We start from the raw sequence: 23,084 nt of genomic DNA, 5'->3' as shown, positions 1-23,084 counted from the left end.
CGGGACAGGAGGCGATGAGCCACGGCGAACCCTCCGCGGTAGGTGTAGGAGAACACGATTGAAAGCGCTTCCCTGATCCGGGAGGTACATTCCCCGCGAGCTGCGCGGCGTCGCCGGGCGTCCATCACAAGGCAGACGCGTCGGCGCTGCTACCGCCGCCTCTCACGGTCGCGGTGCTGGTGCTCGATGCGCCCGCCGTGGCGGTCACGCAGCGGGGCGAATCCTCGCCGCAGCTCATCGGATCGCAAGCGCATGCGGCCAGGTTGAAGGTTGCCGTCGCGGCGAATGAAAGACACCCCAATCGTCGCATGAACCCTCGCTCGGTTCGGCCGAGATCTTCGTTTTACACCCCTGTTCTCTCCGGCGGCAAGAGGGTGTGACGAGGGGGGTGCCTTTGTGAGGGCCGGTGTGGTGTCCGAGCAACTTAACCGGCGGCGCGACGCCCTCTGGTTCCGACAAGAGCCAGAAGCACAAGCACGGACCATGCCGGGACGCCGCCGGCGTCTCGGGGCGTGGCGCCCAACGCGCAGCCGTTTCCGTGGAGACGCGCCGTTCCTGCACCTTCGACGGCGGAGGGAGGCGTCCAGGCGGCGCCGCCCGTGCCGGCCGCCTCCCAGGAACTCCCGCCGGAGCCGGCTGCGTCGGCTCCGGTCGCGCCGCCTGCACCTGCGCTCCCGGCGCTGGCCGCTCCTCCGCCAGCCACACCCTCCCCACCTGCCCCGTCTCCCCCCTCCGCTCCCGCTTGCCTCGTCCTCGTTGAGCGACTCCATCCAGCAGCCCCCTGCGATACAGATGCCGCCGGAGCAGGGGGTCCCCTCCTGGCGGGGCACGAGCCGACAGGCGCCGTCATCATCGCTGCACCAGCCTTGCTTGCACACTGCCGCAAGAGGATCGGGGCAGACCACGGCGACGCCCGGCGTGCACTCGCGATTCTGGCACGTATCGTTCAGCGTGCATGGATTGCCGTCATCGCACTCAAGCTGCGCTGTATCAAGGCATTCGCAGGCATCACCGATGCCGTCATCATCGCGGTCGAGCTGCGCGAGGTTTGGGATGAGCGAGCAGTTGTCGGAGGCGTTGGGAACGCCATCGTTGTCACGATCGGCGTCACAAGGATCGCCTTCACCGTCGTCGTCGGTATCAAGCTGCTGGAAGCTGCCGGGCTGAACCGGGTTGGAGAGGAGCGGGCAGTTGTCGATGACATCGAAGACGCCGTCGCCGTCATCGTCGGGGTCGCAGGCGCTGCCCCCACCGTCGCCATCCGTGTCAATCAGGGAATCGCCCGGTGAGGCGAGTGAATTGTCGACGTCGTCGGGAACGCCATCGTTGTCGTCGTCGGGGTCGCAGGCGTCGCCGCCGCCGGTGTGGTCGTTATCGGCCTGGGGCCCGCCAGGGGTCTCGGGCGGGTTCGCGGTAAACGGGCAGTTGTCGTCCTCGTCGTCGGCGCCATCGTTGTCGTCGTCGGCGTCACAGACGTCGCCGAGCCCGTCGTCGGGCCCGCTCTTTGGGTTGTTTTCCTGTCCCGGGTTTGGGATGTCGATGCAGTTGTCGGAGGCGTCCGGCACCCCGTCGGCGTCGTCGTCGCTGTCGCACGCGTCGCCGAGGTAGTCGCCGCCGGGCAGGCTCTGGTCGGTGTTTCCCTGACTCGTATTCGGCTCGAATTGTCGTTGAAGTCGGCGTCACCATCCGCGTCGTTGTCGGTCTCGCAGATATCCCCCCGCCAGTCGTTATCGCTGTCGAGCTGGTCCTCGTTGCGATCTGCATCACAGTTGTCACAGACATCCGGGACGCCATCGCCGTCATTGTCGAAGTTTGGATCCGCAGCCATAGGCGTTGGAATCGTCGGACACCTGTCGGCAGTGTCCGCTATCCCATCGTCGTCGTCGAGCTCCGCGTCATCTGGGGTGCTGTCGTTGTCGTCGTCATTGTCGCAAGCGTCGCCCTGACCGTCGCCATCGCCGTCGTACTGGCTCCGGTGCTGATCCCAGGGCAGTTGTCGACGCCGTTCGCGACCTCGTCGTTGTCCGTGTCCCACAGCGTCGCGCTCGCCGGCCGAGGCGCGAGCGCCACGAGCGTGAGCAGGCCCCCGAGCAGCGGCACGATCCCGCGTCGCGCGGCGCTGGCGTGCGCGAGATGGCGGGACATCCAAGGCAAGGCGTGGAAAGTCATCGCGGCTCCTCCCGATCGCGCCATATCACCGGCTGACGGGTTCCGGTCTGTCGTCTTCGGACCTGGGCTGCGCATGCACGAATCGTTCTCTATCGTATCGGGCACGCCATCGCCATCGCGGACGTCATCCAGGCTGTCGATGTCGTGGTGGCGCTGATCAGCGTTACACATAGTCCGGCCGTTATCCATCGCTTCGGGCATCCCACGGCACTCGACATCTCCAGGCCCCGCCCACGCTTCAGCCGGCGCCGCGAACGCCGCGACCCTCGGGACGATCCCCGACCCGCACTGCCTCCGCCACCTCGTCGCCCTCCCCATGCGCCACTCCCCCGTCACGGCGACAGCCTCGCCACGAAGACATCCGCCCCCGCGCCGCTGTCGAGCGACGTCTCGCCGAAAGCGACTCTCCCGCTGAACGCCCCGGTCACGACCGCGGCCCCGTCCAGATCGATCGCCACCCCCGTCCCCCTGTCCGCCCCCGTCCCCCCGAATCGCCGCGCCCATACGAGCTCGCCGCCTGGATCGAGCTTCACAGCGAACGCGTCGTCCTCTCCCGCGCTCACAAGCAATCCCCGTCCGATCCGGGCCTCGCCCCGGAAGCTCCCCGCGACCAGCACATTGCCCGCCCCGTCCACGACCACCTGCCCCAGCGACGCGCCTTGCTCGCCGATCCGCCGGCTCCACACGTGCTCCCCCTCGGCGTCGAGCTTCGCCACGAACACCGACCCCTCCGCGCCGGCGTTCCGCGGCCCGCCCCCGAAATCGACCATCCCGGCCATCTCCCCGCCCACGACCACGTTGCCCGCCCCGTCCACCGCGACCGCCAGCGCGCGCTGCGTCGCCGCGTCGCCGAACCCCCGGCTCCACACGTGCTCCCCCTCGGCGTCGAGCTTCGCCACGAACACGTCGTAGTCGCCCGCGCTCACGATCGGACCGCCCCCGAAATCGACCGCGCCCGCGCTCTCGCCGACCACGATCGCGTTCTTCTCCGCGTCCACCGCCACGGCCCGGGCCCGCTGATCGAAGCCGTCCCCGAACTGCCGGCTCCACAGCAGCGCTCCCGACGCGTCGAAGCTCGCGGCGAACACGTCGCTCCCTCCCGCGCTTACATGCGCGGTCGCCCCGAGCGCCAGCGTCCCGGAGAACCGCCCCGCCACCACCACACGCCCGTCCTCGCCCGACGCCGCCGCGGTCCCGGCCTGGTACCCGATCCCGCCGAGCGGCAGCAGCCACGACTCTTGTCCCTCGGGGTCGAGCCGCACGAGGTAGCCGTCACGCCCTCCGGCGCTCGTCCGCGGCGCGCCGCCGAACTCCAGCGTCCCCGAGAACTCCCCGGCGACCAGGAGATCGCCGTTCACATCGGCCACGAGCGCATTGACGACCTGCGGGTCGAACGCCCCGAACCTCCGCAACCCGAGCCCCGCCCCATCGCTCCCGGCGACGCGCGCCAGGAACACGTTCTCCCCCCCGACGGCGGACACCTGCTCCGCGCCGAGCCGCACCTCGCCCGCGAGCTTGCCGAGCAGTACCGCCGCGCCATCCCCGGCCACCGCCACGCTCGGCCCCGCCTGGTCCGCGTCGCTGCCGAGGGCGCGCGCCCACAGCACCTCGCCCCCCGTCGCTCCCGGCGCGTCGCCGCCCGCGCCGCCCGATCCCTCTTCTTCCTCCGCTAGATAGAGCTCCGGCGCGCAGGCTGCGCACACCGCCGCCGCGACGATCGCGCAGCCCGATCGCTTCGTCGTCGTCATCAGAACACCCCCGTCCACGCCACGCCCCGCACCGCTGGCCCCAGGAATGGCACCAGGGTCGACCGTTCGCTGTTCGCCTGCGGCCGCAGCACCACCCCGCCCACCGCGGCGCCCACGCCGGTGACCCCGACCACGCCGAGCGTCACCGAGAGGCCGAGGCTCCAGTTCCACCGCGCCCGCAGCGCCTGCATGCGCTCGACGTCGTACGCCCGCGGATCGCACATGGAACCCGGACAGTCCCTCTCGATCTTCGCGCGCGCCGCCGCGTGATCCACCGCGAACGCCACGCTGGCCGCGAGCGCCGCGAGCCCGGCTCCGCCCGCGACCCACGCCCACGCCGGCACCGGGGCGTGCTCCTCGCGAGGCGCACGCGCAGGCGCCGCTGGCGGTGCCCTCTTGATGGGGACCTCGCTCGACCGGATCGGCACGAGGACGACCTCGACCTCCACCGGCGCAGTCTCTGCGTCCTTCAAGGTGACCTCCCGCCGTTCCGTCACGAAGCCGCCTGCCTCGACCACGATCTCGTGCGGTCCGGGGTTGAGCTTCCGCGGCTGGCCGAGCGCCTCGCGCGGGACCGGCTCGCCGTCCACCCGCGCCACGATCGCCTCCTCCGGCGCGCCCAGGACGCGGAGGCGGAGCGACGGAATCCGCGCTTGCAGCGCGGTCGAGAGCCCGGCGGCCGCCGCGCGCGCCTCGGCGAACGCCGCGGGCTCCCGGCGCGCGACCGGCAGCGCCATGACCTCGTACGCGGTCGCGCTCGCCTCGACGAACAGGCCGAGCGCAACCTGCGCGCGCGCGAGATCAAGCCCCGTGCTCGGCACGTGCATGATCGCGTGCGCGGCCCTGAAATCCGCGAGCGCCCCCTCGGCGTTACCTGCCTCGAGCTTGTTGCGTCCCTCGATCAACAGGGTCCGCGCGGTCTGTCGATCCGCGGCGGACGGCTCGGCCTGTGCGGTGCCCGGCCCGAGCGCCACCGTCATCCCGAGGGCAACGCTCGCCACCAGAGCAATCCGAATGCGTGATGAAGCCATGTGGATGATCCCATTCGACATGCGTGGAGGCGAACCTCACCCTCTCTTCCTGCGCGGCCACGACGCGTCAGAAACCGATGGTGTCCTTGAACACTGTCTTCGACGGTGGCTTGGTCGGAGCGCTCGCCGCCCCCGGAGGGCGCGAAGGCTCCGGCTTCGGCCGAGGCGCGCTCGTCGCCTTGGTAGGCGGCGCCGCCCCTGCACTCGCGCTCGAAGCTGCTGGGGCCACGGCCTTTGCCGATGCGACGGGCGTCGTCTCCGCCTCCGTCGCCAGCCCCGACACGACAGGCGCCACGACGGCCGCGTCTGCCGTAACGCTCGCGCTCGGCTCCGCGGTGCTCGCACTCGGCTCCGCAGCGCTCGCGCTCGGTGCTGCCGCGGGGGCATTCGCCATGAGCGCCGTGGGGTCTCCCGGCGCTCGTCCCGGCGTTGCCCAGTAGGCACCTGCTGCGACTGCGGTTGCCGCGATTGCTGCCCCGGCGATGCCGACCACAGGCGCCCGCCGTTTCACCCCGCTTCCGGTAGCCGCCATTCCGCCGAGCGTGCGCCCAGGCGGCCCGCTCGAAGCGGTCTGCACCAAGCCGGACGCGCCATGCGGCGAGCCTGTGTTCATCGAGCCCGGCTGGCCCAGCCGCTCGGCGCCGGGCAGTTGCGCAGTGGCCCCGATCTCCCCGCTCGACGAGAACGAGAAGCGCGGCGCCCCGAAGACCGCCACATCGAGCGCCTCGGCCATTTCTTTCGCCGAACGGAAACGTGCTTCCGGCCTGCTCTGCAGCGCCCGGTGCATCCACGCGTCGATGCCCCTCGGCAGCCCTGGCCGGACATGGCTCGGAGGCGCGAACACGCCGTTGTGCAGCGCCACCGACAGCGCACCGAACGTCTCGGCATAGAACGGAAACTGCCCGGTCAGCGCATGGTAGGCGACAACGCCGAGCCCCCAGAGATCCGCGTGGTGATCGACGTGCTTCGAGCTCAGGACCTGCTCCGGGCTCATGTAGAGCGGCGTCCCCAGCACGCTCCCGGTCGCCGTCATGGCGAGCTCGCCTTCGACGATGTGCTTGGCGACCCCGAAATCGAGTACCTTCACGAACGGCTCTCCCTCCAGGTCGATCAGGAAGAGGTTGTCCGGCTTGATGTCGCGATGGACGATGCCAAGCTGGTGCGCGCGTCCGAGCGCCTTGGCCGCCTGCGACACGATGCGGGCGACCTCCGCCGGCGACAGCGCGCCGAGCCGCTGCATGCGGCGCTTGAGGTCCTCGCCATCGAGCAGCTCCATCACGATGTACGGCGCGCCATCCGAGGTCATCCCGTGATCGTAGACCTGCGTGACGTGGGGGCTCTTGATCTGCGCCGCGGCCATCGCCTCGCGCCGGAACCGCTCGACCAGATCGCCGTTCTGCGCGTGGGCGGGCGATATGAACTTGACGGCGACCTGGGTCCTGAGCGTGAGGTGGTCGGCGACCCACACGCTCCCCATGGCGCCCTGGCCGAGAGGACGCGATAACCTCAGCGTGTCGGTCACCTGCTGGCCGGCGATCATCACGATCTGCCTCCTTCGAGTTGGCGGCCGAGCTTACAGCAAACGGGGTTGCGCCGTCATGCTCGTGATGGCCCGGACCGGCGCTTCCGTCCGGGTGGCGGCGGACGCGACGCGATCGCCCTGGCAACGCCGCTCGCCGAGACGAGGCCCGTCCTCGGGCTACTCGGCAGCGCCGCGAGCACCCCCGCAGCACGCGGCCGCAGCAGTGCACGTGGGACCATCGGAGCCGCCTCGCTTCCTCGTCCCCTCGGGCCAGGAAGAGGACGGGATGATCGACGAATCGGGCCGGGTGCCCCCTCCGAAGTCCTTCAGCGGCCCACCCCTCGGTGAGGGCTACGTCATCCGTCCTGGGCAAATTCGATCGTGGTCCTCCCCCGCATCCGCGGACAGCTTCATTATGCCGCGAACGCGGTCACGTAGGTCTTCAATTCGAACTCGATCGGGCTCATGTAGGCGAGCCGTGAATGCCGTCGTTTCAGGTTGTAGAAGTTCTCGATGTAGTCGCCGAGCGACGCGATGGCGGCCGCTCGCGTCGGGTAGCGCTCGTGCTCGACCAGCTCCGCCTTCAGCGTCGCGAAGAAGCTCTCGGCCACGGCGTTGTCCCAGCAGTCGCCGGCGCGGCTCATGCTCGGGATGAGCCCATGCGCCCCGAGCACCCGCGGTAATCGTCGCTGGCGTAGGGGCTACCGCGGTCCGAGTGGTGCACCAGCCCAGGCGCCGGGCGGCGCGCTCTCAAGGCGGGCGTCAGCGCGGCGAGCGCCAGGGCGCGATCGTTGGTCGCGCTCGCGGCCCAGCCGACCACACGGCGCGAGAACAGGTCCAACATCACGGCCAAGTACAGCCAGCCCTCGTCGGTGGGGATGTACGTCACGTCGGTCACCCAGACCTGGTTGGGGGCTTGGGCGTCGAACTGCCGTTCGAGCACGTTCGGCGCGATCGGGCCCTTGTGCCGCGAGTTGGTGGTGCGGCGGAAGCGCCGCTTGCTGCGCGCCGCGAGCCGCTCCGCGCGCATCAGCCGTGCGACCCGCTTTTTCCCGACACGGATGCCGCGAGCACGCAGCTCGGCGTGGATGCGCGGGCTGCCATATCTTCCCCGGCTCTTGTTGTGCACAGCCCTGATCTGCGCGCTGAGCTGGGCATCGGCCTTGGCTCGCGCGGACACCGAGCGACTGGCCCATGCGTAATAGCCGCTGCGCGTGACCTGCAGCACCGCGCACAGCACCAGCACCGGGTAGTGCGCCTTCTCCGCGTCGATGAATTCAAACCTCACTCGCTCTCCTTCGCGAAGAAGGCCGCCGCTTTTTTTAAGATGTCGCGCTCCATCTCCAGCCGCTTCACATCGCGGCGCAGCCGCTGCAGTTCCTCACGCTCCAGCGTCGTCAACGCCCCCGGCGGGCCGTGGCCCGCGTCGGTGTCCGTGCGCTTGATCCAGTCGCGCAGCGCCGTCTCGGTCAGGTCGAGGTCCTTCGCTACCTGGCCAATGCTCCGGTCGCCCGCCTTCGCCAGCCGTACCGCCTCCGCCTTGAACTCGGGCGTGAACGCCCTCCTCTTTCTCCGTCCCATCCCTGCCTCCTGGTGCCTCCGGGGGTGTCCACGGAAGCGGGGGAGGACCACTCGATCCGCTGCTGAAGGCGGCGCAGGCGGGGCGCAAGCCCGGCGCACGCGCGGCGTCGATCGGACGGCAAGACCCTGCCCCTGTGGCAGCGGGCGGAAGTTCGAGAGATGCTGCGGGACGTAGGTGGCAGGGCAAGGCACGAGCAGCGGCTCGAGCGCGGAGGTGGTCCGACGTGACGTCTCCCGGCGGTTTCCGGGAGCAAGCTACGCGCGGCGGTCGAGGTACGTTCGGTAGTGGTCCGGTTCGAGGATGGGGATCGCGTCGCTCTTCGTGACGCACGACATCCAGTACGGACCGGCGAGCTTCATGAACGCCTCGAACTGGGCCTCGGGCGTCGTCTCCTCGATGAAGTAGAAGAGCTTGTCGCGCACCATGTTCTGGATCTGGCTCTTCATCTCCTTGGGAAAGCCCTTCGGGTCGCCCCAGAGGAAGACCTGTTCGCCGTGGCGGATGGCGCGCGTCAGGAGGATCTCGCCCTTGCCGTAGGCATCTACCGACGGGAACGCCGACATGGTCCGGCCCGAGATCAGCTCGCGGAAGTTCGCGACGGTCTTCGTCCGTCCGGCGTCCTGGTAGAGGCCGAGACGGCTCTTGCGCGCCTCGTCGATGAAGCGCAAAAACCCCGGCCCCGCCTCGGTCCCCTTGAGGAACTCCTCGAAGTAGTCGAGCGCAGTCTGGCGCTCGGGGCCGAAGGGGAAGTCCATCAGCGCCCAGCTCTGGACGAAAACGCCGTCCTCGAAGGCCGGGTCGCTCATGAAGAACCTCTCCAAGTCCTTCCAGCAGCGGGTCAGCGCCGGGTACTTGTTCTCCGCGACGCACGCGATGCCGAAGAAAAGGAGAAAGCGGTACGCGCGCATGTACTCGGCGAAACCAGGCGGGCCCTCGATCCTCTCGGTGAGGAAGGCGTGAGCCGCCTTCACGTTTCGAAGCTGGTCGAGCGTGAAGCGCGACGGATCCAGATCGCCCGGCAGGATCGAGAGCCACGCAGGCTTCTTCTTCACCATCGGGCCAGCGATAGCAGGCGTCGCGGGGGGGCTTCCATCCCCACGCCGCGGGAGGCGCAGCGGCCCAGCCGCCGGGAGGGCCGCTGAACGCGCAGCCGGTCGATCGGACCGAGCCGAGTAGCCGACTCCGAGGAGGATCGAGGAGAAGGGGCGGACGTGGTTGACGTCGGCGCGAGAACGGGGCGCGCTTCTCCGCATGGCGATTTCGCGCCCGCGTCACACCGACCTGAAGCTCGTCTGCGTCCGCCGCATGGACACGCCCGCAAGCGCGATCCCGGCGAAGGAGGTGGAGACGGTGCGGGCGTTCCTCGTAAAGAAGTCGCGGCTGCGCGGTCATGTCGTCGAGGTGCGCAGGGGCGAGATCGTGATCAGCGAGCCGGTGGGCGGCAGGGTGGAGGACATCACGGCGCTGGCGCGGGAGCTCGGCACCGGCCGGATGGCTGCTCGGGCTCGGTGTCCCGAGCACGTGCCCGACGAGGTACACCCCCGTCATGAAGCTCGTGCGGGACGGTTCCGATCCCGGCCGGTAGATGGTCCACCGCATGACCTACCGCGGCGCCGGCGACTTCCTGCCGCTCTCGGGCGGATCGCTTCAGGATCTGCTCAGCCGGTTCGTGGTCTACCTTGGGACCCATCGGTTCTTCGAGCTGTACTGAAATCCCGACCGCCGTCATGCAGAAGCCGCGCTTCACCGAGACGCAAGGACGCTACTTGGCCTTCCTGCGCGCCTACACGGCCGTCCACGGGCACGCGCCCTCCGAGGCGGAGATGCAGGACTACTTCAAGGTGAGCCCGCCGTCCGTGCACCGGATGATCCTCGCCCTGGAGCAGCGGGGGCTGATCGCGCGAGAGCCCGGCGTGGCCCGCGCGATCCGGGTGCTCGTCCCGGCAGCGGAGCTGGCGCCGCTTGACGGTGACGAACCGACCCCGCGTGGACGGAGCGTCGCCGGCTCGGCCGACGATCTTCCGGAGCGTGCGACGCTCGTGGAGCAGACGGGGCGCGAGGTGGTGAAGGTCGTGCTCGCGCGGGCGATCGCCCTCGGGATCGACGACGCGGACAGCCTGCCGCTGATCGCCGCCGCGGCGGACGCGGTTGAGAACATGGTCCGCGCGGCCGGCATCGCGCCGCGCGGCGCGCGGCGAGTGCGCGAGCGGGTGCTCGACATCGCCGAGAAGGAGTACCTGCGCCTGTGCAGCGAGCAGGACGAGGAGGGGGACATCGAGGAAGACGCGGCGAGGTTCCGGGAGCTGCTGGAGCCCGAGGACAGGCATGGATGAAGCGGTGCCGCGCGAAGCCGTTCCGAGCCTGTAGTTCAACTTCTGGACTTTGTGCCCACAAGTTCAACGGCGGCTTCGGCCCCAGCACCCACGCGGATCACGCCTCCCCTCCCGCAAACCGTCGCTCTCAGCGGGGACAAAAGATATGGAGAAACCCACGCAAAGAGCAGCCTGACGGAGGATAGGTCGCGTCCGCGAGCACCACGGCCGCAACCTCGGCCCGGTCGCGCGGGTCGGCGAGCAGGCGCTTGACGATGTGCCCCCCAGCCGAGAAGGCCGTGAGCACGAGCGGTCCCGCCGGCAACCTGAGCGCGCGCCGGCAACCCGGAAGGCGCCTCCCGTCGCCGTCGAGCCAGCTGTCCGCGATCTGGCTGCACGAGGGCGACCCATCGCCCGTACACGTGCGGTGCACCACGGGCACGCCCGCGAGCTCGGCGCCTGCGACCTGCGCCGCGCTCATGGGGCCGAGCCATGCGACGGCAACCGGACACGACCGCACAAGCAACACGGCGACAGGCGCGAGCACCTCCCGGAATGCACTGCGCGTCCGTCGCCATGCGGCCCCGTTACGGTCCGAGCTCTCGCTCTGGCACCGGTACACGTTGTCCGTGAACTCCTCCTTCCAGCCTTCCATGGCCCCTGCTCCATGGCCCTTGGAGGCGCAGAGTGCAGCACGGCGTACGTCGCTCGCTCGCCTGCGCCCCGGAGACGCGGTAGGCTTGACGAGTGGCTGCCGCAGACCCGACGCGATTGGCAGAGAACCTACGCCTGGCTTTCGAGTTGCACGACGCCGGCGTGGCACTGATGCGGCAGAATCTCCGGCGCCGGCTGCCCGAGGCGAGCGAGGAGGACATCGACGAGCGTCTTGCCGACTGGCTGAGGGAGCGTCCCGGCGCCGAGTTTGGCGATGCAGAGGGGCGGCCTGTCCCCTGGCCGCGACGCGCCCCGTGAGCGCGCTTCAGGACGCCCTCGGCCGCGTAGTCGCGGACCTGGAGGGGCTCAACAGGCGACTCGCCCTCGTGGGAGGCCTTGAGTATCCGTACGGGCGGAACCGCGGTTCACGAGGGATGTTGATCTCGCCGTGGTGGTCACCGACGACAACGACGCGGAGGTGCTCTCACGCGAGTTGCAGGCGCGGGGCTATCAGGTGCTCGCCGTGGTCGAGCAGACGGCACAGGGACGCATGGCGACGGTTCGGCTCCAGACGCCGAGCCGGCCACCACGGGGCGTGGTGACCGACCTGCTGTTCGCCTCCTCGGGCCGGAAGTGCTGACGCCTGACTGGCAGCGCGCTGGATCAGCTGGTGAGGTCGCGCGCTACCGCCGGCCAGAGTTGAAACTCAACCCGGAGCCTGTCGAGAGCCGCCGGCCAGAGTTGAAACTCAAACCGGAGCCTGTCGAGAGCCGCCGGCCAGAGTTGAAACTCAAACCGGAGCCTGTCGAGAGCCACCCGCCAGAGTTGAAACTCAAACCGGAGCCTCTCGAGAAGGTGATGGCCCAGATACCACCTCTCCTCACGCATAGTGGCCCAGACCCAACAATGTAGTGGCCCAGATATCGATATCTGTTGTGACCGCGTAGTTGGTCCGTAGGCTTGCAGGCAAGTGCGGCCCGCGGGTGTTGCAAGCACCCCGGGCCGCGTGATCCGACCCCGAGCAACCGGAGCCGAACGTCATGCTTGTAGCTGTACCGCCACCCCGCGGGCAAGGGAGCGGTGCGCCCGCGCGCCGCCCGTACCACCGAAGCCCCTCCCTCTCCCTCACCCCTGACGAAACCCGACGGCTGCGCGCCGCCTTGCGCGGCGTCAAGGCCCGCCTGGGTACCTGGCGCGCCGTCTCCGAGGCCATGGACGGCGTGAACATCCGCACGCTGTGCCGCATCGCCTGCGGCGCCGAACGCGGTTCGCCCGCGCTCGTGCTGCTGGCGGCTCGCGTCGCGAAGACGAGCGTCGAGCGCATCCTGTCGCCCGGCGTGGTCGTCGCTGACCGCTGCCCAAGCTGCGGGAGGAGCGGGTGAAGACCCGGCGGAAGGGGGCGCAGAGCCCGCCTGCCGCACGACATCGAAGCCAGCGACCGACGATGCAGGCGATCCTTGCGGAGCGCTCGGTCATCGTCGCCGTGGTCATCGCCAGCGGCGTGCCGTCGCGCGACCGTGCCGACGTGGAGCAGCAGGTGCTCATGGGCGCGTGGCGCTCCGTGCGTCGTGGCATGTACCGGCCGGACCCCACAGAGGACGCCCGCAGGGCGCTCCGGAAGTGGCTCTATGGCATCAGCTGGCGCAAGGCCGGCCACTACATCAACAGCGCGTGGGTGCGGCGTGCCGTGCTCACTGCGCAGCCTCTCGGCAGGCTGCATGAGCCCGTCGGTCCAAGCCTGGAAGCGCAACTCCAGGCGCGCGAGGTACTGGAAGCGCTGGCGAGCCTGCCGCCGTGGCAAGCCGAGGCGTTGCTCTCCGTGGACGACCCGGAGTCGCTCGTCGCGTACGCCAAGCGGCGCGGGATGAACCCGTCGAGCGCTGCGAGTCGCTTGCGCATCGCTCGGGAAGCGCTGGCGCTGAAGTTGAGGAGGTGGAGGCGATGAACGACCGAGCCAAGCGGAGGCGCGCCCGCAAGAAGCTGCCGAAGCCGCCCACCCCGATCCTGACGGACGTCGTGCTGACCGAGGCCGACTTGAGCGCCGTCGCAGAGGCCGCACTGGCGCTCCTCCCGTTCCCCGTCCGCCCCTGGAACCGCGAGAAGCTCTGGACCGCCGTGCTCGACGCCCAGATCAACGCGAAGACGCAAGAGGACCGCGATCTCGTCGCAGAGGCGCGAGGTGCGTTGCAGGTGCTCCAGGCGATCGAGAGCTTCTTCCGGCGCGACGAGTAAGCGCACGCCCGGTGTACGCTCGGAAGCACCGGATGAGCCCGCACACGGCGCTCAGCCGGCTGCGCATCGCGCGGGAAGCGCTGGCGCTGAAGCTCCGGAGGTGGCGGCGATGAGCAAGCCCGTCATGAGGAACACGCATGAGTACGTGCCGCTCACGGCGCCGGTGCGCTACTTGACCACCCTCAATCTTGCACTGGCTGCCACCTGCGGCCTGTAGTTGTATCTCGACACGTACTCTTCCGCATCGAGCGGGAAGAGGCGCTCCAGGTCATTGAGTGTATAACCCAGCTGCTCCGCGTGAGCGTCGAGAATCTCTCTCATCGTCGACGGTGACTCGTTTGGGAAGTCCAACTCCACCGGTTCGCGCTTTTTATATCCGCGCCGACTTAGCTCCGCCCACAAGTAGTCATACCTGGACTCGTTGATCGTCTTCAGGTGGGACGCTCGCACAAGTAGCGCCTGCATAGACACGCGCCAGAACGGCTTCAGGCCAGCGAGCGACGCAAGGCTGACGTCGCGCAGCTGGTGACGAATATCCTCCGCGGGCATCAACAGCTCGGCAGCAAACTTGTTCGCCTCGTCCTCGATGTCTGGCCTCGCCATCTGATGCATCACCATGTGGCCGAGTTCGTGAGCAAGTGACATCCGCTCGCGGTCGGCCGGCATCCCAGTGTTCAGAAAGAACATGGGCGGCAGATCTGGAACCCAGCAGCTCACCGCGTCGACAAGCGGCGTTTCAAACTGAAATTTGTACACAATGCCACCAGCGTCCTCGATGGCCTCTGTCAGGTTTCGAATCGGCCCCTTTGGGAGCTGCCATGTGGCGCGCACGACACGGGCGATCTCCTCCACGTCTCCATCGAACTCGTCCGGATCGTACCGAGGGATGTCAATCTTCGGCGTCTCCGCTGAGCGCAACAGCCTCTCTAAAAACATCCTGTGCAGGTTGATGTTCGCGTGGATCTGGTGGATCAACTTCAGCGGAGCAGCTTTGCGCTTGCGGTGATAGAACTCGCTAATACTCGGCCCGTACACCCTGTCTGTTAGCGAAAAGAACCGTTCCGGAAACCGGAGGACACGCGCGACCGAGCGGATGATGTCCGGCGACGGCACTATCAGGCCTGTCTCTATTTTCGAAAGGTGGCCTTGCGACATGCCTACTTGCGTCGCCAAGTCGCTCTGGCTCAGCCCGCGAGCCTCGCGGGCCAATACCAGTAACTCTTGGTTGAAGCTACCGCTGGCCGGTCCGCTACTTCTCGACAGCGACATCGGCGACCTGCTCAGCTTCGGAAGCGTCAGCCTGCTTGCTCTCGCGGCGAAGCGTAACCCGCTTCTTGGTGGCCACTTGATCGTTCGCGACCATCGGCTGAGCGGAGTCCGCAACGAGATCGAGCCTGTCTCCCTCGCCAGTAATCTCCAATTTCCACCGATGACTGGATCCGCTTGGGCACACGATGTACCGAGGGGAATCGGTCAGGGTCAGCGCGTCTTGCGATGCGACGTAGCCAACGTGCAGGTTCGTGATCTGCAAGAAAGGAAACTGGAGTTGTCCAACAAACTCAATGGACATTTGAGTCGGTATGTTGCTCGCCTGAAAAGACTTGGACAGCTTCTTAAAGCGGGCCTTGTACTTGTCTTTTATGGTGAGCTCGTATGTGTTGTGAACCGATCGTCCAACGGCAACATCTGAGCTGTCAAACTCTTCCTTGACGTGAGCGACGATCAGATCGTTGATAGTGGACGAGCGGGTCCGCGCCGAGTGCCGGTGCCGAAGGTGCGCATACGACTCGACGTACTCTTGGAGAGCGCGCTTAAGGCATCGGTCCAGCCTGCCCACGACATCCGCGAGATCCGCCGCCGCCTCGTCCTTCGAGGCGACCCCCAGGAGTTGCTGTTGCATCGCCCACGATGGTGCCTCGGGGCGACACAGAAATCAACGAATTTTATTCATTAATCATGCAAGTGACCGTAACTACGTAGATTAATGAAGTTGTCAGGCCTGGCACGTTGGTTGCGTTGTCGCCTTCGACCTGTGGGGGTCATCCCAGGTCATCGCCGAACAAGTTCAGCTGCACCATCCGCCTCGGCCCCGGCGCGGGCGGCGGCTCTGACGGTGGCGCCGGCTCCGGAGGGGCCGCGACGAGCGCCACGGGCGGCGGTTGCGGCGCGGTGGGCGCCGCCGTGGCTGACCCGCCCGAGACGAGGCGGAGCCAGCCACGGCCGCCCGGGAGCTCGCGAGCGGGCGTAGGCTCCTCACCAGGGCGCGGCTCCAGCTTGAGCGGCTGCGGGACGGGCGGCGCCGTCTCCTCCTCGGCGAGAGCCGCGGTGACGAGCTCGGCGAGGGTCCAGGGGCGCTCGGCGAGCCCCGCCGCGACGGCCGGGGTGGTGCCGAGCGTCCCATGCACGCGGACCCAGTTGTAGGAGGCGATCCCCAGGCCGATCGCGGCGCGGTGCCCGCGAATCGTCTTCGAGAAGGCCAGGCACAGCCGCCGCGTGCGGCCGACCGTGTGACGCGTCTGGAGATTGAAGCGCTCGATAAAAGATGTCGAGATTAGCTCATTCTTGGGCGCACCGAAGACGGGTGTCTTGGTCATGAACGGATCGCGCGGCGGCTCGTACCGGTGGTCGGGTGAGCGCTGCGCCCCGCCGCGGTAGTTTTTGACGCATTGGGCGTAATCGGCAGATCCGCGGAAGTTCGCGAACATCGCTTCGATGTACGGCTGCCAGCCGTCGCTCGTGACGTGCGGGACGACCGTGAGCCGCGCGCGAAGGTCCTTGACGAACGTCTCAGTGTTCTCGCCGTCGCGCTTGCCGACGTGGTAGGAGATCGCCAGCTTCGTGTTCGCGTCCAGCGCGACGTAGAGGTACGCGTCGCCGTGCTCGGCGGCGTCCTTCGCGGTCACGCGCGCCTGTTTCTTCTGCACATAGCTCCACATCTCGTCCATCTGGATCACATGCGCCGCCAAAGCGCGCACCTTGCGGCTGTGGAGCCGGATGCAGCCCTCGCCGAGGCGCAGGGCGAAGTCCAGCACGGTCCCCCGCGCCACCTCGACCATGCGGGCGGTGGCGCGCAGGGAGTTGCCTTCTACCAGGGCGGACGCGATGCGGACGCGCGTCTCCAGCGGGAGCGGTGCGGGCATGACGGGCCTTGCCTCTCTCCCCGGGCCGGCCCATGCTCGCGGTGCGACGCGCGCTCTGTGGGCCACCACAGGGTGTGTTGCAGCCCCGCTCTCAGGTGCGAACTGAGGGCGGGGCGCTTTGCTAAGTACCCTGGAAAGATAGCACCGAACGCCTATGTTTCTCGGCGTTTCCGTGTGGCTCGGACGCGCGATGTCATAGCCCGCATGCGCGATTACAGCCTGTTTGACGGCTCTTTTGCGTCGTCGGTCACGCGCGCCAACGGGCAGCGCGGCGCGCGTGGTATCCTCGCCGCGTGCGAGCGCGGCTCATCCTGGAACACGGCGGGCACAGCATCACCAAGCGCGTGGAGCTCCCGGAGGTGCCCGCCGTCGGCGCGGTCGTCCTGGCGGAGCGCGAACGACGGCTGGGTGGGGCAGAGCGTCACGACGGACGGTCGTGGTAGCAGATGGGGCGTGAGGTGAGCTTCTCGGGGCGCCTTACGTCTTGTCGTCCCACCCGGTCACAACGCCGTCGTCGAGTGTGACCCTGAGCGCGTACCGGTTGATGCCCGTCTGGACGTACTTGTAGACGTGCTTCGTCTTGGTCTTGAGAACCTTCTCGTCGATGTCTTCCGGCGGGCCTTTCGAATGCATCAGCATTCCCGCGGTCATGCCGACCCACAGCTCGCCACGGTAGATGCGTGCAGCCAAGTCAGGGCCAAAGCGCCCACAGAGTTGGTTCCACCGCTGCTGCTCAAAAGCGGCGTGTTCCGTTGCGCGACGGGCTGCTTCCGCAGCCGCAGCTTCTTGCGCAGCGCGCCGTGTCGCTTCCGCCGCCCGCAGCGCAGCGCGTCGCTTCATCCTGTCGTACACTATGAGGGAAATTGTGAAGACCACGAAGCCGATGACGACGTCCAGGAAGCCCATCGGCCTATGACGATATCGTCGGGCGCCCCGACGAGCAATCCGGAGCCCGTGCCATCTACGGGGCGCCGCATCGCTAGCCGAGGATGTGGCTGGCATCGCGCTGCCGATCGACCTAGCGGTGCACCTTGCGCACATCGACCGGCCAAAGGTGGGCCGCGTCGCCCGTCAAGGACGCCGTGGCCATCGGTCAAGATCGAGCGCTGCTCGACGTGAGCCCGAACACATGGCCGTAGCAAGTGGCCCAGATGCCGGTTTCGAGTGGCCCAGATGCGGGATTCGCGAGGCTATTCGGGCCATTACCCTCGAGAACCGCCGGCCAGAGTTGAAACTCAAACCGGAGCCTCTCGACACCCGCTCAATTAAAATATTCCAACACCACGGCAGCGCCGTCCCGGTGCGGCCAGCCCCGTCCCCGAGCTGCGCCTCGGGTCCCGCCAGCCGCGCAGGCACGGATCTCCCCAACAACGCCCGCGCGCATCCTCGCTCGCGGCCGCCTGGCGCGTCCGTTCGTGGTCCTTCCGGCAGTCCACGAAGCTCGTGCTACCCGCGCTGACCGCCACCTCGCGCACCTCGCCGAGTCGGCGCTGCTCGCTGCGGTCCGCGACACGCACCAGGCGATCGAGGCTGCGGAGCCATCTGCCCGCAGCCTGCTCGGCCATCTGGTGCGGAGCCAAAATCCCTCGGGATTTCGAGCACCCCCGGCAAGAATTGAACTTGCGACCTTCGGTTTAGGAAACCGCTGCTCTATCCACTGAGCTACGGGGGCAGGGGCAACAGCCGCTACGGGGGCGGGACCCTCGCACACCTCGCCTCACGCATCAAGCCCGATCCCCGGCCACGTCTCGTTCAGCCCGCTCTCCCGCCTCCGCTGCCCCAGCTCCACTCTCCCACCCCGCCGCCCCACCATCCCCCCCCTCCGCCGCCCTCCCCGCTCCTCGATCACGTCCACGGCCCGCCCCAGAGCGCCGCCCCGATCGCCAGCGCGATCCCACCCCGCGCCAGCCCTGCCCGCAGCGCCCCCGCGGCGCGCTCTCGGCTCCCCCGCACCACCCGGGCGATCTGCGGCGCCCCCCGGTAGGCGTGGGTCGGCCGCACCACCTCGACCTGCACCTCGTCCCCGAGGCCGAGGTCGATCGTCTCCCCCCGCTCCTCCATCATCGCCGCCGCCTCGACCTCGTCCACCCCTCCGTCTCCAGCCTCCCCCGCCCCCATCTGCCGCCACGGCAGCGTCAGCACCTTCGCCAGGGCCACCGCGTCGACCACGAACAGCGCCCCCACCACGGCGATCCCCAGCGCCGCCACGAAGCGCCCCACCTCGGGCGCCGCCGGCCTCTCGAAGAGCACCGGCGTCATCAGCGCGGCCACCGCGATCACCGCCGCCGTCGCGGACCCCACGGCGCGCCGATCGGCCCGCGCCACGATCGAGCCTGCTCGCGCCCTCCCGACGCGGTTCGCTGCGAGCAGCACCACCGCGAGCGCCGGAACGAACGGCAGCGAGCACACAGCACCGAACGGCGCACCGAGGATCATCCCTGCCGGCCCCAGCACGAGCCCGACGGTCATGCCATTCACGACGCCGGCCACCACGATGGCCCACAGCACGAGCAGGCTCGCCGCGATCGGCCCCCGCCGGGTCCACCGTCCCGGGCCGTCCGCCCAACCCGGCCCGTTCGCCCAACCCGGCCCGTTCGCCCAACCCGGGCCATTCGCCCATCCCGGGCCGTTCGCCCCTACCGCGCGGCCGCTCCCCACGCCGCCGATCCGCCCCGTCAGGTAGTGGCCCAGCAGCCCCGCGACGACCGGCGTCACGCCCGCGAGCAGGCAATGGAACGAGCGGTCCGGCAGAAGGAACCTGTCAGCCGTGAGCCAGCCTCCCACAAGCCCGATCGCCCCGAAAGGGAGCGCGAGCGACACAGGAGCATCAGGCGACACGGAATCGGACGTTGAACGCGGCATCTTGAAACCTCCGGCTCGATCGTTCCCCTTCGACGCGCTTGCCCTCGAGCAGCTTCCAGCAGCCTGGCTCGCCGCCCGATCTTCCACCTTCCCATCACGGCGCTCCACGCGCACTGCACATGCAGGCCCCACCGCCCGCTCCGCAGGAGCCGGCGGGCCCCTCGCGCCGCCCTTCCCCCCTCCGCTCCGCAACGGCACGCCATCAGCCCGCCCCCACCTGCGGCACCTGCGGGTGCGGGTAGTGGCTGAGCGCCACGAGGTTCCCCTCGGGATCGCGCGCGTACATCGTGTAGGCGCTCTCCCGCTCGACGGCCACGCCCCCCGCGGTCAGCCGGCGGCGCCACGCCTCCCGCTCGGACGGGGCGATCCCCAGGGCGACGCAGTGCCAGCCCGGCGCCTCGTCCGAGCGCGTCGGCCCGGCGGCCGCTGCCCGCTCCACGGCCAGAAAAGCGCCGCCCCCGAGCCCGAGCCACACCGACCGCGGCGCCCCGGCCTCGTCCGTCCAGCGCCGCACCACCGGCAGCCCGAGGACGCCCGCGTAGAACGCCTCGGCCCGCTCCAGATCGCGCGCGACCACGGCCAGGTGATGGACCGACAGCGACGACAGCGTCTCGCTCATGCGACGCCCTCATTCCAGCGCCTTTCGCGCGGTGCCGCACCTGAAAAACCGCTCGAAAACCGCGCGTCCCGCGCCGCGCCGGCCTCGAGCGCCCGACCGCCGCAGCGAGCCGTCTTGCCCGGGCAGGACACCTCGTCTATGGTCCCGCTCGCGGACGCTCCGCCCGGGGAGTCGCACAGTCCGGTAGTGCACGAGCTTTGGGTGCTCGTTGTCGCGGGTTCAAATCCCGCCTCCCCGACCCTCTCCGACGATCTCCGTCCCCCGCGCGAGCCCGACGCGCCCCGGTCAGGCCGCTCCCCTGGTCTGCCGCTCGTCTCCATCACCCTCGCCGCGCCCGCAGCTTACTTGGCCCCCTCGAGTCCCCCGCGCATAGTCCCGCCGATGTCGACGCGCGGAAGGCTCATGCTCGGCGCATGTCTCTCCTTGTCCGTCCTCGCCGGGTGCGGCGGGCAGCAGGCGGCCGCTCCGGCGGCAGCACCGGCGCCGCGAGCGACGGGCGCGGCCCCGGCCAAGCCGGCGGCGCCCGCCGGGCAGCTCGCCCGCGCCGACGTCGACCGGGTGCTGCTGCAGGGGCCGCCCTGGATCCTGCGGCGCGTCCCGGTCGAGGAGGTCGTCCGGGCCGGCGCGTTCATCGGCTGGAAGATCCTCGCGCTGCCCGCGGACTGGAGCACCGTCGAGCTCAAGCCGGGCGACGTCGTCACCCAGGTGAACGGCAAGGCGCTGGAGCGCCCGGACGATCTGTTCGCCGCCTACCGCGCCCTGGCCAGCGCGAGCGAGCTCAAGATCGCCTACGAGCGCGAGGGCACCGCGCGCGAGTTCGTCGTGCCCATCTTCGGGCCGCCTTCTCCGGAGACCGTCAAGACCTTCGAGAGCGACAGCCCCCCGCGCCGCCCGACAACGAGTCGGCCGCGGGGAACGACGGTCATCGAGGAGGACGACGGCGCCCCCCCGCTCGAAGACGGCGCACCGTGAGCGAGCCACCGTGAGCGGGCGCCCGGCGCCGCGCTCTCCCGCGCCGGTCCCGCGCCGGCGCCGCGCTCCCCCGCGCCGGCGCCGCGCTCCCCCGCGCCGGCGCCGGGCGCGGCGCCTCACATGTCGAGGGCCAGCCCCAGGATCCACGTCGAGGTGCCGACGTGCATCTGCGGGCTCGATCCGAGCCCGTCGAGGTTCGCGTACATCCACTCGCCGAAAATGTAGGTGTGGTTGATGCCCGTCGTCACGTCGAGCTGGGACGACGAGCGGCGGTCCATCCAGTTGAGCGCGAGCATCGCGCCGAGCGCGAGGTGCGTGCCCCAGCTGATGCCCTCGCCCCGGACGCCATCGACCTCCGCCGTGCCAGGGCCCGACGACGTGTACCAGAGCCCCATGCCGAGGCCCGCCTTCGCGTAGGGCACGATCGGAACGCCCGTCTTGCGCATCAGCTCGTCGGCGCGGAGAACGGCCGACAGGTGCATCGGCATGATGGTGAGCGACGTCTCCTCCGCCTCGGCCCTCGTATCGCTGCCCGCCTCGAACGCCTTCGCCGACGCCGATGTGTATCCCCAGCCGAACCCCGGGCCGATCACGCCGACGTACGGGATCCGCAGCGGCAGCCAGTCGAGCTCCATCCCGAAATAGAACTGCGAGCCGTCGCCGAACGTCCCCTCGAAGGGGCTCGCGCCGGAGAGCTCCTCGTCGACCTCCGGAGAGTACGGGGCGAAGCGGAGCTCGAACGCGAAGCTCTGCGGCGAGCCATAGCGCTCCTCCCGCTGGATCCTCGACCGATCCTGCTGCCGCCAGTCGCTCCGGGTCGACTGCGCGCCGGCCGCGGAGACGACGAGGAGCGCCGCGCTGCCGGCGAGGCACGCAGCCGCCAGATGACGGAGATGACAGTTCATTGGCTCTCCTGCGTGTTGGAACGCGCGCGCCGCCGACGGCTCCTGCGCCACAAACCGAGCGCCGCGCCGGCCACGACCGCGCCGAGCGGCACCGAGCCCCACCGACCTGCCCCGACCGGCCCCTCGACGCTGCAGAAGCCCCCACCCGCTTGCCCGCCGGCCTCCCGGTACTTCTCGAAGAACCCGTCGACGTCGATCGGCGTCGCACAGGACAGCTCCGACAGCGGTCCGGCATTGCCCACGAGGTCATAGGCCGCGATGCCGACGACGTACGACTTGCCGTTATCGAGGTTCAACGCCTCGCCACGGTTGGCCCGCCCCACCTTGCCGCATTGCTTTCCGATGTCCGGGACCTCGCCCGGGACCAGGCCCGCCGCCTGGCATCCGGAGCTGCCGCCTCCCGCCGCTCCGCCCCCGCTCCCTCCGCCGACCGCCCCGGCGCCGCCGTCGCCCCCCGCCCCGCTCGCGTCGGCAGAGGACTGCCCCTCCCCATCGCAGTAGAGATAGTAGCCCTCCACGTCCTCGTCCTCGTTCTGCTTGAAGTCGACGAGGAGACGACCATCGCCGGGGTGCGCCTCGACGTCCGTCGGCGGCTTCGGGCCCTGGAGATCCATCTTGGTGGTCTCCCACTTCGCGTGATCCGGCCCGTCCTGGTCCAGGGACTCGAACCGCATGAAGTACATGGCGACCGGCACCGCGCCGGTGCTGGTCCTCGTGCTCTCGCACCCCTCGGCGCCAAGGGCCTCCGCGATCGCCCTCGCCGACAGCGTGATCTCCATCGTGTCATCCAGGTTGGACTCGGCCCAGACCGGCCGGCATCGCGTGCCCGTGTCGCGGTTCGAGTAGAGCGTGCAGTCCTGCGACTCGCTGACCCAGACGGCGAGCGTCTGGCCCCTCGAGAAGCCGCTCAGCGTGACCGTGAAGTGCAGATCGTTGTCCGTCAGGCAGTCCTCGCGGCTGATCCACAGCGGGTTCTGCGCGTCCGGGCGCCTGTCCAGGGTGCGGTCCACGTCGGTGCTGATGGTCACCGTCGCATCGGCCCTGCGCGCGCCTCCGGCGAGCGCCGCCGCCGCGAGCGCCGCCGCGCACAGCCGGTGGAGGTGCCGCCGCCCTCGCGGCCGGGGCCGCACGAGATACCTTGTCGTGTCCATGGGCGCGTCCTTTCAGCACAGCTCGTACCACGCCGCAAATGCCCCGCACAGCCCCGGAGCCGCAGCGAAACCGGCGCCTCTGCCCCCGTCGGAGCCGCGTCCGAAGCCCGCCTCCGGCGCTCCCGGAAGCACCGGGGACGCCCGCAGACGCCCGCGCCGCAGCGCCCGCGGAGCCCACGTCGGAG

General features: G+C 69.4%; 23 protein-coding genes, 2 tRNA genes and 2 pseudogenes. 10 read left to right on the top strand and 17 right to left on the bottom strand.

Annotated features, from left to right (window positions below; all coding sequences use genetic code 11):
* Positions 1–149: 149 nt before the first annotated feature.
* The 6 genes and pseudogenes from WMF28_RS10065 to WMF28_RS10040 form a co-directional block, all read right to left on the bottom strand.
* On the bottom strand, positions 150–1,622 hold the full coding sequence (locus WMF28_RS10065; protein ID WP_437604236.1) for a thrombospondin type 3 repeat-containing protein: 1,473 nt from the start codon (positions 1,620–1,622) through the stop codon (positions 150–152).
* A gap of 74 nt (positions 1,623–1,696) precedes the next feature.
* Positions 1,697–2,035 (bottom strand): annotated as a pseudogene (locus WMF28_RS10060) (thrombospondin type 3 repeat-containing protein); the annotation flags it as partial.
* Positions 2,036–2,501: 466 nt separating this feature from the next.
* Positions 2,502–3,917 (bottom strand): hypothetical protein, encoded by a 1,416-nt coding sequence (locus WMF28_RS10055; protein ID WP_437601928.1) that lies wholly within the window; start codon positions 3,915–3,917, stop codon positions 2,502–2,504.
* A complete protein-coding gene (locus WMF28_RS10050; protein WP_437601927.1) occupies positions 3,917–4,918 on the bottom strand; it encodes a hypothetical protein in 1,002 nt (333 codons plus the stop codon). The genes WMF28_RS10055 and WMF28_RS10050 overlap by 1 nt, the downstream gene beginning before the upstream one ends.
* Positions 4,919–5,015: 97 nt before the next feature.
* On the bottom strand, positions 5,016–6,488 hold the full coding sequence (locus WMF28_RS10045; RefSeq protein ID WP_437604235.1) for a serine/threonine-protein kinase: 1,473 nt from the start codon (positions 6,486–6,488) through the stop codon (positions 5,016–5,018).
* A 395-nt stretch (positions 6,489–6,883) separates the two neighbouring features.
* Positions 6,884–8,051: pseudogene (locus WMF28_RS10040) on the bottom strand (IS3 family transposase).
* On the opposite strand from WMF28_RS10040, the gene WMF28_RS10035 reads away from it, so the two are divergent.
* A complete protein-coding gene (locus tag WMF28_RS10035) occupies positions 7,969–8,226 on the top strand; it encodes an SEC-C metal-binding domain-containing protein (protein ID WP_437601925.1) in 258 nt (85 codons plus the stop codon). The pseudogene WMF28_RS10040 and the gene WMF28_RS10035 sit on opposite strands and share 83 nt — an antisense overlap.
* An 80-nt stretch (positions 8,227–8,306) precedes the next feature.
* Here the strand turns inward: WMF28_RS10035 and WMF28_RS10030 are convergent, their stop codons facing one another.
* The gene (locus tag WMF28_RS10030) at positions 8,307–9,107 is read right to left on the bottom strand and encodes a hypothetical protein (RefSeq protein WP_437601923.1); all 801 of its coding nucleotides are present in this window, start codon (positions 9,105–9,107) and stop codon (positions 8,307–8,309) included.
* A 672-nt stretch (positions 9,108–9,779) separates the two neighbouring features.
* Here WMF28_RS10030 and WMF28_RS10025 point away from each other — a divergent pair.
* Positions 9,780–10,385 (top strand): LexA family protein, encoded by a 606-nt coding sequence (locus WMF28_RS10025; RefSeq protein ID WP_437601922.1) that lies wholly within the window; start codon positions 9,780–9,782, stop codon positions 10,383–10,385.
* Between the two features lie 127 nt (positions 10,386–10,512).
* Here WMF28_RS10025 and WMF28_RS10020 read toward each other — a convergent pair whose 3' ends face one another.
* On the bottom strand, positions 10,513–11,019 hold the full coding sequence (locus WMF28_RS10020; protein ID WP_437601921.1) for a hypothetical protein: 507 nt from the start codon (positions 11,017–11,019) through the stop codon (positions 10,513–10,515).
* A 92-nt stretch (positions 11,020–11,111) separates the two neighbouring features.
* On the opposite strand from WMF28_RS10020, the gene WMF28_RS10015 reads away from it, so the two are divergent.
* The 5 genes from WMF28_RS10015 (at position 11,112) to WMF28_RS09995 (ending at position 13,250) form a co-directional block, all read left to right on the top strand.
* A complete protein-coding gene (locus tag WMF28_RS10015; protein ID WP_437601920.1) occupies positions 11,112–11,336 on the top strand; it encodes a hypothetical protein in 225 nt (74 codons plus the stop codon).
* A 130-nt stretch (positions 11,337–11,466) separates the two neighbouring features.
* Positions 11,467–11,658: a hypothetical protein gene (locus WMF28_RS10010; protein WP_437601919.1), complete on the top strand. Its 192-nt coding sequence runs from the start codon at positions 11,467–11,469 to the stop codon at positions 11,656–11,658.
* Between the two features lie 520 nt (positions 11,659–12,178).
* A complete protein-coding gene (locus WMF28_RS10005; RefSeq protein WP_437601917.1) occupies positions 12,179–12,400 on the top strand; it encodes a hypothetical protein in 222 nt (73 codons plus the stop codon).
* Positions 12,397–12,963 carry an RNA polymerase sigma factor gene (locus WMF28_RS10000; protein ID WP_437601915.1) on the top strand — a complete coding sequence of 189 codons (567 nt, stop codon included), beginning with the start codon at positions 12,397–12,399 and terminating at the stop codon, positions 12,961–12,963. The genes WMF28_RS10005 and WMF28_RS10000 overlap by 4 nt, the downstream gene beginning before the upstream one ends.
* Positions 12,960–13,250 carry a hypothetical protein gene (locus tag WMF28_RS09995; RefSeq protein ID WP_437601913.1) on the top strand — a complete coding sequence of 97 codons (291 nt, stop codon included), beginning with the start codon at positions 12,960–12,962 and terminating at the stop codon, positions 13,248–13,250. Before WMF28_RS10000 ends, WMF28_RS09995 begins: the two co-directional genes overlap by 4 nt.
* A 168-nt stretch (positions 13,251–13,418) precedes the next feature.
* On the opposite strand, the gene WMF28_RS09990 is transcribed toward WMF28_RS09995, so the two are convergent.
* The 3 genes from WMF28_RS09990 to WMF28_RS09980 form a co-directional block, all read right to left on the bottom strand.
* Positions 13,419–14,519, bottom strand: coding sequence for an ImmA/IrrE family metallo-endopeptidase (locus WMF28_RS09990; RefSeq protein ID WP_437601911.1), 1,101 nt, complete (start codon positions 14,517–14,519; stop codon positions 13,419–13,421).
* Positions 14,500–15,150, bottom strand: a complete 651-nt coding sequence (locus WMF28_RS09985; protein ID WP_437601910.1) for a hypothetical protein — start codon at positions 15,148–15,150, stop codon at positions 14,500–14,502. Before WMF28_RS09985 ends, WMF28_RS09990 begins: the two co-directional genes overlap by 20 nt.
* Positions 15,151–15,289: 139 nt before the next feature.
* Entirely contained in the window at positions 15,290–16,390 is a 1,101-nt protein-coding gene (locus WMF28_RS09980; protein ID WP_437601908.1) for an IS1 family transposase, read from the bottom strand.
* A 293-nt stretch (positions 16,391–16,683) separates the two neighbouring features.
* On the opposite strand from WMF28_RS09980, the gene WMF28_RS09975 reads away from it, so the two are divergent.
* Positions 16,684–16,833, top strand: a complete 150-nt coding sequence (locus tag WMF28_RS09975; protein WP_437601907.1) for a hypothetical protein — start codon at positions 16,684–16,686, stop codon at positions 16,831–16,833.
* A gap of 34 nt (positions 16,834–16,867) precedes the next feature.
* Here WMF28_RS09975 and WMF28_RS09970 read toward each other — a convergent pair whose 3' ends face one another.
* From WMF28_RS09970 to WMF28_RS09955, 4 genes are all read right to left on the bottom strand, one after another.
* Entirely contained in the window at positions 16,868–17,296 is a 429-nt protein-coding gene (locus WMF28_RS09970; protein WP_437601906.1) for a hypothetical protein, read from the bottom strand.
* 693 nt (positions 17,297–17,989) lie between these two features.
* Positions 17,990–18,062: transfer RNA gene (locus WMF28_RS09965), tRNA-Arg, on the bottom strand.
* A 173-nt stretch (positions 18,063–18,235) separates the two neighbouring features.
* Entirely contained in the window at positions 18,236–19,228 is a 993-nt protein-coding gene (locus WMF28_RS09960) for a hypothetical protein (protein WP_437601904.1), read from the bottom strand.
* Positions 19,229–19,454: 226 nt separating this feature from the next.
* Positions 19,455–19,871, bottom strand: coding sequence for a VOC family protein (locus tag WMF28_RS09955; protein WP_437601903.1), 417 nt, complete (start codon positions 19,869–19,871; stop codon positions 19,455–19,457).
* Positions 19,872–20,035: 164 nt separating this feature from the next.
* Between WMF28_RS09955 and WMF28_RS09950 the strand changes: the two genes are divergently transcribed.
* Together WMF28_RS09950 and WMF28_RS09945 are read left to right on the top strand one after the other, a co-directional pair.
* Positions 20,036–20,109 (top strand) — tRNA-Pro (locus WMF28_RS09950).
* 143 nt (positions 20,110–20,252) lie between these two features.
* Positions 20,253–20,843, top strand: a complete 591-nt coding sequence (locus WMF28_RS09945) for a serine protease (protein WP_437601902.1) — start codon at positions 20,253–20,255, stop codon at positions 20,841–20,843.
* A 116-nt stretch (positions 20,844–20,959) separates the two neighbouring features.
* Here the strand turns inward: WMF28_RS09945 and WMF28_RS09940 are convergent, their stop codons facing one another.
* Both WMF28_RS09940 and WMF28_RS09935 read right to left on the bottom strand, forming a co-directional pair.
* On the bottom strand, positions 20,960–21,748 hold the full coding sequence (locus tag WMF28_RS09940; protein WP_437601901.1) for an MXAN_2562 family outer membrane beta-barrel protein: 789 nt from the start codon (positions 21,746–21,748) through the stop codon (positions 20,960–20,962).
* Complete coding sequence (locus tag WMF28_RS09935) at positions 21,745–22,899, bottom strand: hypothetical protein (RefSeq protein WP_437601900.1); 1,155 nt, start codon at positions 22,897–22,899, stop codon at positions 21,745–21,747. Before WMF28_RS09935 ends, WMF28_RS09940 begins: the two co-directional genes overlap by 4 nt.
* Positions 22,900–23,084 lie beyond the last annotated feature (185 nt).

Source organism: Sorangium sp. So ce590, from assembly GCF_051521365.1.
GTDB lineage: Bacteria > Myxococcota_A > Polyangia > Polyangiales > Polyangiaceae > Sorangium.
The sequence above is the reverse complement of the archived record's forward strand: the minus strand, read 5'-3'. Positions and strand labels throughout refer to the sequence as shown.